Source organism: Armatimonas sp. (genome assembly GCF_043760365.1).
Taxonomy (GTDB): Bacteria; Armatimonadota; Armatimonadia; order Armatimonadales; family Armatimonadaceae; genus Armatimonas.
Window position 1 is genome coordinate 1 of the sequence record NZ_JAYUPA010000864.1, and the last position, 8,793, is coordinate 8,793.

General features: G+C 61.0%; 12 protein-coding genes. 8 read left to right on the top strand and 4 right to left on the bottom strand.

Features of this window, described 5'->3' with window-relative positions:
• Nucleotides 1-492, top strand: a 492-nt coding sequence (locus tag ACH2EH_RS21405) for a hypothetical protein (RefSeq protein WP_395144925.1), incomplete at its 5' end; no start/stop codon positions are given.
• On the opposite strand, the gene pncB is transcribed toward ACH2EH_RS21405, so the two are convergent.
• From pncB to ACH2EH_RS21420, 3 genes are read right to left on the bottom strand one after another with little or no spacing between them, the layout of a single operon-like run.
• On the bottom strand, nucleotides 489-1,628 hold the full coding sequence (gene pncB / locus ACH2EH_RS21410; protein ID WP_395144927.1) for a nicotinate phosphoribosyltransferase: 1,140 nt from the start codon (nucleotides 1,626-1,628) through the stop codon (nucleotides 489-491). The genes ACH2EH_RS21405 and pncB overlap by 4 nt on opposite strands.
• Nucleotides 1,625-2,065, bottom strand: a complete 441-nt coding sequence (locus ACH2EH_RS21415) for an isochorismatase family protein (RefSeq protein WP_395144928.1) — start codon at nucleotides 2,063-2,065, stop codon at nucleotides 1,625-1,627. Before ACH2EH_RS21415 ends, pncB begins: the two co-directional genes overlap by 4 nt.
• Nucleotides 2,041-2,394, bottom strand: coding sequence for a hypothetical protein (locus tag ACH2EH_RS21420; protein ID WP_395144930.1), 354 nt, complete (start codon nucleotides 2,392-2,394; stop codon nucleotides 2,041-2,043). Before ACH2EH_RS21420 ends, ACH2EH_RS21415 begins: the two co-directional genes overlap by 25 nt.
• Before the next feature lie 78 nt (nucleotides 2,395-2,472).
• Here ACH2EH_RS21420 and ACH2EH_RS21425 point away from each other — a divergent pair, with 78 nt between their 5' ends.
• Together ACH2EH_RS21425 and ACH2EH_RS21430 are read left to right on the top strand one after the other, a co-directional pair.
• Nucleotides 2,473-3,120 carry a hypothetical protein gene (locus tag ACH2EH_RS21425; protein WP_395144932.1) on the top strand — a complete coding sequence of 216 codons (648 nt, stop codon included), beginning with the start codon at nucleotides 2,473-2,475 and terminating at the stop codon, nucleotides 3,118-3,120.
• 39 nt (nucleotides 3,121-3,159) lie between these two features.
• On the top strand, nucleotides 3,160-3,516 hold the full coding sequence (locus tag ACH2EH_RS21430; protein ID WP_309697016.1) for an ATP-dependent Clp protease adaptor ClpS: 357 nt from the start codon (nucleotides 3,160-3,162) through the stop codon (nucleotides 3,514-3,516).
• A gap of 9 nt (nucleotides 3,517-3,525) precedes the next feature.
• On the opposite strand, the gene ACH2EH_RS21435 is transcribed toward ACH2EH_RS21430, so the two are convergent.
• Nucleotides 3,526-4,395 carry an alpha/beta hydrolase gene (locus ACH2EH_RS21435; protein ID WP_395144934.1) on the bottom strand — a complete coding sequence of 290 codons (870 nt, stop codon included), beginning with the start codon at nucleotides 4,393-4,395 and terminating at the stop codon, nucleotides 3,526-3,528.
• Nucleotides 4,396-4,491: 96 nt separating this feature from the next.
• Here ACH2EH_RS21435 and tpiA point away from each other — a divergent pair, with 96 nt between their 5' ends.
• The 5 genes from tpiA to ACH2EH_RS21460 all read left to right on the top strand — a co-directional run.
• Nucleotides 4,492-5,289 carry a triose-phosphate isomerase gene (tpiA, locus tag ACH2EH_RS21440; RefSeq protein ID WP_395144935.1) on the top strand — a complete coding sequence of 266 codons (798 nt, stop codon included), beginning with the start codon at nucleotides 4,492-4,494 and terminating at the stop codon, nucleotides 5,287-5,289.
• A gap of 495 nt (nucleotides 5,290-5,784) precedes the next feature.
• Nucleotides 5,785-6,252 carry a tRNA (adenosine(37)-N6)-threonylcarbamoyltransferase complex ATPase subunit type 1 TsaE gene (tsaE, locus tag ACH2EH_RS21445; RefSeq protein WP_395144936.1) on the top strand — a complete coding sequence of 156 codons (468 nt, stop codon included), beginning with the start codon at nucleotides 5,785-5,787 and terminating at the stop codon, nucleotides 6,250-6,252.
• Nucleotides 6,249-6,956: a tRNA (adenosine(37)-N6)-threonylcarbamoyltransferase complex dimerization subunit type 1 TsaB gene (tsaB, locus tag ACH2EH_RS21450; RefSeq protein ID WP_395144938.1), complete on the top strand. Its 708-nt coding sequence runs from the start codon at nucleotides 6,249-6,251 to the stop codon at nucleotides 6,954-6,956. The genes tsaE and tsaB overlap by 4 nt, the downstream gene beginning before the upstream one ends.
• Nucleotides 6,953-8,302 carry an L-seryl-tRNA(Sec) selenium transferase gene (gene selA / locus ACH2EH_RS21455; RefSeq protein ID WP_395144940.1) on the top strand — a complete coding sequence of 450 codons (1,350 nt, stop codon included), beginning with the start codon at nucleotides 6,953-6,955 and terminating at the stop codon, nucleotides 8,300-8,302. Before tsaB ends, selA begins: the two co-directional genes overlap by 4 nt.
• Nucleotides 8,299-8,793, top strand: a 495-nt coding sequence (locus ACH2EH_RS21460; RefSeq protein WP_395144942.1) for an MBL fold metallo-hydrolase, incomplete at its 3' end; no start/stop codon positions are given. The genes selA and ACH2EH_RS21460, both read left to right, overlap by 4 nt.

The following is an 8,793-nucleotide window of genomic DNA, read 5'->3' on the forward strand; positions in this document are numbered from 1 at the left end:
AATTACCTGTCGGAGAGTATTCAGGCTTTCCAAGATAGAGTGCCCTCATTCGTCTTCGTGAACCGTCTTCCTTTCTTTGGGGAGGCGGGTAACTGGCAAAGGACGGTAGAGGTAGCAGAGGCGGCAGGGGCTACAGTTATCGTAGGCGAGTGGCATGGCGAGATCGAGCACCGGATGGCGGCGGGAGAGCACCTTCTTTCCCTTGGCTACACCCACGCCCTCCTGCCCGACGGAGACGAGATCATCGAGCCAAGACTCCTCGACACCCTTCTCAAGATCGCCGAGCACGACCTGGCCGACACCGTCTCCGTCTGCTGGGACACCTACTGGAAATCGCCCCAGTACGTCATCCGACCCCAAGAGCCATTCACCCCCTGCTACCTCGCCAACCTCAAAGTAGCTAAGCCTGTCGCAGGGCACCAGTACCGAGGCGGAAGGCACCTGCACCTGGGCGAAGATTACGGCATCGTCCACCATCTCTCTCTGGTCTAGTGCGCAAACATTGCGCGGACGTACTCTAAATAGGCTGCGTCGTCGGTGATGGCTTTGCCGGGGGAGTCGGAGAGCTTGACGACGGGCTGGCCGTCCAGGCGCACGAGCTTGAGGACGATCTGGAGCGCTTTGTCGCCTAAATCGTTGCTCAGGTCGGTGCCGATGCCGAAGATCGTCCGAATACGCCCCTCGAAGCGCTCCGCTAGTGCGAGGGCCTTGGGAATGCTCAGGCCATCGGAGAAGACGGCAGTCTTGAAGCGGGCATCAATACCGAGGCTTTCGTAGTGCGCCAGCAGCTTCTCGCCCCACGCCGCCGGGTCGCCCGAGTCGTGACGGCAGCCGTCGTAGGCCTTGGCGAAGAGTCGGTCGAAGTCGGTCAGAAACGCGTCGAAGCCGAACACATCCGAGAGCGCGATGCCAAGATCGCCTCGGTAGAACTGCATCCACTCTTCCAGCATAAATTTTTGGGAGCTGAGAAGGGGCGCGAGTGCTTGACCGGCTTGGAGAAACTCGTGGGCCATTGTCCCAAATGGCTTGAGATTAAATTTTTGAGCTAGATGCACGTTGCTCGTTCCAATTAAGTGCGGAGCCAGCCGCTCGGTGACGCGATCCTGCCACGTCTGTGAGTAGCGTCGCCGCGTCCCAAACTCCATCACCCGAACCGGCACCGAGGCGCTCTGAAGCTGCGCTAGCTTCTCCTCTAAGCGGCGCACGCCTTCCGCTTCGCGCTCTGGGGTGAGTGGGAAGTGATGCCGCGACCAGACCTCGTTGATCGTCGCCAGCACCGGCACCTCAAAGAGAATGGTCGCCAGCCACGGGCCACGGATGCGCAATTCAAAGCCGCTTTCGGAACGGATTTCGATCTGGCTAGGATCAAGCGTGAAGTGCTCCAAGAAGTCCACAAACTCGGGCCGGATATAGCGAATGGCGCGTAGAAACTGCGCCTCGTCCGAAGTCAGCCGAAGTCCTGCCAGCTTGTCTAGATCCGTGCGAATCTCGGTGGCAAACGGGCGCAGATCGGCATCTTTGGTGCGGCACTGGAACGTGTACTCGGCTTGTGCCTGCGGGTGCCGTCCCCAGACCACCTGCATCATGGTGAACTTATACAGATCGGTATCGAGAAGGGAGACGATCATTTGACTTCCTCTGTTGTGGTCAGTCGTGCCCCGGCTGCTTTTAGATCGGCGAGAAACGTGTCTTGAAGGTGCGTAAAGCCCGGCACGGCGGAGAAACCGTCGGTGAGAAGCGTGAGTTTCTGCGCGGGGATGCCCTCGCTCACTAAATCGCGGACAGTGCTCGCGACGCAGTGGCTGCCCGCTTCCCCGCAGATGAGGATTTCGTCGGCCTGGGAGAGAGCGGCGAGAAGGGCTTGATTGGGGAGCGTTGCCGGGTCAGCGGGATCGGGGACATCAGCGGCGATGGCGCTGTAGTGCTCGGTGAAGGGATTCTCGCCCTTTCGAATATAGTCCACGCTCCGGCCCGTGCGCGTTTCCCAGGCACAGAGCGCGGCAAAGAGCTCCGGGGCGACGGCATGGCCCGCGCTCCCGATCAGGCAGTGGGGGGCCAGATGCACAAGGGATAGCGCCCATTGCGTGCCAGCGCTGCGACATAGGCTACACTCCGCTCCTGATGCGCGGGGTCGGCGGCGTGCCAGTGCTCCAGATCGCGGATAATCGTAAACGGCGGGGGGGGAGTGCCGCTGGGATCGCGCCACCAGAGCGGGTGCGCAATGTCAATCAAGTGGTGCGTGTCCAGCGTGACGTGAATCGCAGCGAACTCCACGCGCTGCACCAGCGCGGCAATGCGCGAGATATCGGCCTCCGCGCTAGCGACAAAGAGCGCCCCGGAGCGCGGATTGCAGAAGTCTTCCTGCGGGTCAATGATAAGTAAGTGTCGTTTCATAGATTATTAGTGTGTATTAAACACGAAAAGTTTCAAAGTATTTTGCCACTGGCCTCCCGGATATACTATCGGCAAATCATGAACTTTCTCTCGCACCATGCCCTTGCCTGCCAGCTCTCCCCCGACGAGCCGCCGCTTTTCTACGCCGGGAATCTTCTGCCGGACTGGCTGGGCATCTCCCGCGAAGGGGGCGTAAAAAAGCAGCATCTTGAGGGTAAGGTAGGGGCGCTGGCAGACGGTGCCCGCTTGCATCTGGCCGCCGACCAGCGCTTTCATACCGATCCCGTATTTCTGGCGCTCTGCGAAACGGCAAAGACACTACTGCGGCCCCTGCCTCTGAATCGGGTGTTTTTCTTCGCCCACGTGGCGGTGGAACTCACGATGGATGCCCAGCTTCTGCGCACCGATCCCGCGCACGCCACCGATCTCTTCACGCGGCTGAAGCTCTGCCTACCCGAGATTGCCCCCGAGGCGGTGCGCCTTCTGGAGCGTGGTGCGCTTCCTGAGCTGGCGGGAGTGGCGGAGCGCTTTGTGGAGCACCGCTGGATCCTGGCCTACGAGACCGATGCGGGGCTGGCGCGGCGGCTGATGCAGCTGGGGGCACGTCTGGGAATCACGCCACTCGCGCACGAGAACCAGCACATCCTGACGGAGGTCTTTACACAGCTCTACCTGTCCGTGGCTCCAGAGACAGCGGGACTGATTTTTCGCTCCGCTCCTGGGTGATAAGCTCGGCTGCCGTGTGATAAAATTACGGGCAGAGCTATGCCGACGACAATTGAACGCCCCGAAGTAGAAGAGGCACCTGCCCTTCCACCTGATTTTGTCCCAAGTCACCTGGACATGCCCGGCCTGAACGACCTGAGCGATATCCGCGAGGGAGTGGATCTCACTGGCCCCTGGATCGTGATTCTCTACAACGACGACTGGCACTCGTTTGATGATGTGATTGATATTCTCCAGAAAGCGGTGGGTTGTACCGTGGAGGAAGGCTTTCAGATCGCGCTGCGTGTCCATCTTGAGGGGCGTGCAATCTGCTTCTCGGGGACGCAAGAGGAGTGCGAGCGGGTCGCGAAGATCATCGCAACGGTTCGCCTCCAAGTCGAGACTGACCGCGCCTAGAGCGCCGATTTATCGGAGCGCGTCCTCAAAAAATCCCACCACTCGGTCTGCGTAGTCTGGGGCGGTACGGACACTGAGGGTATGGCCTGCGTCCTTGACAAGCCAGAGCTGGGCCGCTCCGCCTGAAGCCGCATGGAGCCGGTACGCGTGGTCGGGCGTGACTAGTGCGTCGCTGGCGCCGTGAATGATTAAAACGGGGCGCGGTGCAATCTTCCCAATGGCCTCCTCTGGCGCGATTCGAGCCGTGGGTGTGCCCAGAAGATGCTCCCCAACACTCCGCGTCGCCGGGGCGAGCGCCTTTCCCATCGGCTCCCCAAAGAGCGTCTCCAGGCGTTTCTGGATCGGGCCGTCCATGCGGGCGAAGCCACAGTCTGCCACCACGGCTCGCACCGAAGGCTCCTGTGCGGCCACAAGAAGCGACACGGACGCTCCCATGCTCTCGCCCAGCAGGAAAAGCGGCAGGGCCTGGAGACCAAGCTGGCACTCCGTCCAGCGGATCGCTGCCTGAAGATCCCGTGGTTCCGTGAGCCCTAGAGTTGCCTGCGTGCCTCCACTCCAGCCGTGCGCACGAAAGTCGTAGAGCAAGGCGGTGAAGCCTGCTGTGTGTAAAAAGTGCAGGTAGGGAAGCATTGTGTCTCGGCAGCCGCTGTAGCCGTGGGAGAGGATTACCAGACCACGCGGATTCGGGGCATGCACGAGCCAGCCCGAGAGGCGAACTCCATCTAGCGACGAAAACCGAACCCGCTCGTAGCCCAGCCCTAGCCCGGTACGCGGTGTTTTTGAGTGACGGCGGCGTGGTGGATGGAGAAAGAACCAGGCCAGTGCCGCCGGAAGTGCCAGCGTGGCACCGCCAAAAATAAGGGGGAGATAGCGTCGCACACTTAACCCTACGTATAAAACTACTGTATAGTTCCTGGCTAATTTTGGGTATGATACACTCGTTGAGCGGAACTTTCCGCCATTGAGGAAGAGAATATGGCACGAACCCCGATTATCGCGGGTAACTGGAAGATGAACAAGGGGACTGCAGCCGCCGCGTCGGCACTGGCGCAAGAAGTGGTCACAGCGATTGCGGGAAAGAGTGGAGTCACCGTGGTAGTGTGCCCTCCTTATACGGTTCTTCATACCGTGCGGGAAGTGGTCGCGGGGTCGTCGGTGGTACTGGGCGCACAGGACGCGTTTTGGAAGGCAACGGGAGCCTACACCAGTCAGATTTCAGGCGAGATGCTTAAAGATGCTGGGGTGACCTACGTGATTCTGGGGCACTCAGAGACACGGGGGCGCTTCGGAGTCCCGGAGCCTGAGGAGACTGTCAAGCACTACGGCGAGACCGATGCCACTGTCAATCTGAAGGTCAAAGCGGCTATCGCGGCGGGCTTGGAGCCGATTATTTGTATTGGAGAGACTCTAGACGAGCGTGAGGGAGGCAAGACCGATCTGGTTGTCTCCTCGCAGGTCGCGGGGGCTATTACGGGAGTGACGAGCGAAAAAGCACTGCGCCTAGTCTTTGCCTACGAGCCCGTCTGGGCCATTGGTACCGGTAAGGTCTGCGATGCCACCGAGGCGAATCGTGTCTGCGGCATTGTCCGCCAGACCATCCGCTCTCTCTACGGGGTCGAGGTTGCCGATGCGGTGCGTGTCCAGTACGGCGGCTCGATGAAGCCCGACAACGCCGCCGAGCTGCTCAGCCAGCCGCACATTGACGGCGGACTGATCGGGGGCGCAAGCCTCAAATCCGCCGACTTCGCCGCCATTGTGCACGCTACTGCCTAGCACGAACTTCCGGGCACTCTCCGCAGGAACCTGATCCTCTTCAACCCTGATGAGTTTCGCGCCTAGAGTGCCCCCTGCCTGAAGGATAGGCTACTGCTTGCGCTCTGCTCGGCGCTTTTCCACACGCACGACACGCACGATCCCAGAACCCCGTCGCCACAGCAGAGCTATTCGCAGCAATATACGAAAGTACATTACCACAGAGCAAAGCCAACTCAGGAAGGCGAAGACGGCTCCGCGTGATTGCAAGAATCTGCCTGAGACGAGTGCGAATTGGAGTTGGAATAAGCCCAGGTTTGTTCCGAGGGGAACGCCTTGTAGAGTCTTTTCCAATAGGTTGCAAATACGATAAACTGGCTGTGACACCGGGCTTCTTTCGGTGTGTTTTTATTTTTCCGACTCGACTGTGCCTGAGAGTGAGCCTGATGTCGCCGGTGGCGGATCGGTTGTCTACGAGGGCCTGATTTTAGCGGAAACTAGAGTACAATAGCATCTGTGGATTTGGTAGATGTGGTAGATGCGGTAGATTTTTCGGTTGATTCCCTTGAGGGAACGAACAAGGCAGCACGCTGGCTGGCAGAGCACCTGGAGCCAGGAGCGCTGGTTTTCCTGTCGGGCGATCTCGGGGCGGGGAAGACGACATTCACACGGGCGCTGGCAGCAGCACTAGGCTCGCCTGCCTTGGTTTCCTCGCCGACATTTACCCTAGTGCATGAGTACGACGGTGGAAGGGTTCCGATTATTCACATGGATGCCTATCGGCTCGCAAGTGGCGCGGAGTGGGAGGCGGCGGGGCTGGCTGAGTATTTGGAGGGGCACAATGTGGTGCTGATCGAGTGGGCTGAGCTGATTGCTGATGCGCTCCCTGAGCAGTGCTGGCGGGTGACACTCACCGACACCGGGCCAGAGTCGCGACGAATCCACATCTCTCCTCCGCCGGGCAAGAGGGAGGTTGACCCGTGAAAATTCTTGCGCTGGACACCTCAGGGGATACCTGCTCGGTTGCCCTTGTAAGCGGCAAGGAGCTACTGGTGGAGATCAACTTCGCGCACCACCGACGGCTCACTGAGCGTCTGCCAGGCATTGTGGAGTTTGCACTGCGCGAGGCGGAGCTCACCCTGGAGGAGCTGGATGCGTTTGCGGTGGGCCTTGGGCCGGGGAGCTTCACGGGCGTGCGTGTGGGCGTCACGATGGCAAAGACCTGGGCGGAGGTACTGGGCAAGCGCGTGATCGGGGTGAGTAGCCTAGATGCGATGGCAAGCGCGGTCTCGGGTGCGGGGGCTCCCGTGGTCGTTGTGGTGCCTTCGCGAAAAGACGAGGTAATCGCGGCGTTCTACAAAGGCGGTCGCTCCAACCCTGTTGCTGAGCCTAAGGTGCTCCTGACAAGCGAGGTTTTAGCGCAGGCTACGGAGGTGCTGGGCGAGTCGCGGCTCCTTGTGCTGGGGGAGTGTGCGCACTGGATCGTACCCAACCCACAGGCGGTGCTCCGCACTGCCTCGCCCCGCGCCTACCATATCGCGCGGCTTGGCCAGGCGCGACTGCGTGTCCAAGGCCCCGACGATGTGGCAACGCTAGCGCCGCACTATGTCGCGCCCCCACCGATTCGAACCCATCCCCCGGCCCCTTCCCTCGCCGCGAAGGAAGGGGAGAGAGGAGTTGGAGGATGACATTTCGTGATTTACCATCGGTAGAGAAGCTGAGTACGCAGCTTAGTGAGCTCACGCATGAGCTGGCAGTTGCTGTGGCGCGGCAGGCGATTGACGAAGCACGGGAGCATCTGAAAGCGGGCGAGTCTGTTGGGGATTTGCCCGCTCGTGCCCGTGAGCTTGCTACTGAAATGGGGCGCAACCAACTGCGGCGTGCGATCAACGCTACAGGAGTCTTGCTGCACACGAATCTGGGGCGTGCGACCCTGGCTCCGAGTGCGGCGGCGGCGGTGGCAGCGGTGGCGGCAGGCCATGCAACCCTTGAGGTGGATGAGGAGACCGGCGGACGGGGAAGCCGACAGACGGTGATCGCTCAGCTCTTGCGGGAGCTCACCGGTGCCGAGGATGCCGTTGTGGTGAATAACAATGCGGCGGCGACGGTGCTAGCGCTGGCCGCGATTGCGTGCGGCAAAGACGTGATTCTCTCTCGCGGCGAGCTGGTGGAGATCGGGGGGCACTTTCGCCTCCCCGATGTGATTGTTCAGTCGGGGGCGCGGCTGGTGGAGGTGGGGACAACAAACCGGACGCGGATTGGGGACTACGAAGCCGCCCTCACGGAGAACACGGGGATGCTCTTGCGCTGCCACCCGAGCAACTTTCGCATCGTCGGCTTTACGGAGTCGGCGTCGCTGGAGGAGCTGGTGGCTCTGAGTCGGAAATCTGCGGTCCCTTTTGGCGATGATATCGGCTCGGGGGCACTGGTGGATTTTTCCCCGTTCGGCCTCACCGACGAGCCGCAGGTGCAGAAAAGTGTGTCGGCGGGCGCGGATCTGGTCTGGTTCTCGGGGGATAAGCTGCTCGGAGGGCCACAGGCCGGGATTCTTGTGGGGCGCAAAGATCTGATCGCGCTGTGCAAAACGCATCCCCTGATGCGCGCCCTTCGCCCGGATAAGCTCACGCTCGCGGCGCTGGAGGCGACACTGCGGCTCTACCGAACGGGCCGCGCCTGGGACGAGGTGCCCATTCTGCGCCGCATCCGAAGAGACGATGCGGAGATCGCACGGCGCTGCCGCATTCTCGCCCGAAAGCTCCAGAAACGGGGCTACGACGCCACGGTGGAGGCCACGTTTTCGCAAGTGGGCGGTGGCTCGCTCCCGGATCGCCGCTTACCGTCGCACGCCGTGGTGATCCGCGCCGAGAACCTGCCCGTCCTCGCCCGAATGCTCCGCCAAGCCGCCACGCCGGTCTATGGCCGCATTGAGAAAGATAGGCTCTTGCTGGATCTACGGGCCGTGAATAAAGACGAAGAGGAGACACTTCTCCACGCTTTCCCTTCGCTGGATGGGGGGCTGGGGGGAGGCACATGACAATCACCTTCCTGGGTACCGGCACCTCCACGGGCGTCCCGCTGCTCGCCTGCGACTGCCCCGTCTGCCTCTCGCTTGACCCCCGCGACAAGCGCACCCGCCCGGCACTGACGGTGGAAGGACCTAAGGGGACGATTCTGGTGGACGCGGGGCCGGACTTGCGGACGCAGTGCCTGGCGCAGAATGTCCGGCGGGTAGACGCCTGCATTCTCACCCACACGCACGCGGATCATCTCTTTGGTTTAGACGACCTGCGACAGTTCAACTTCCAGTACGACATTCGGATTCCGATCTACAGTACGGCGGAGAACTTGGCGCGTGTGCGCAGTGTCTACGACTACTGCTTCAAGACCACGCAAGAGGGAGGTGGCAAGCCGCAGCTCGATTTGGTGGAATGGGAGCCATTCACCCCCCGACAAATCTGTGGCATCGAGGTGCTCCCACTCTGGCACTGGCATGGAAATCTCAAAGTGACGAGCTTGGTTTTTAAT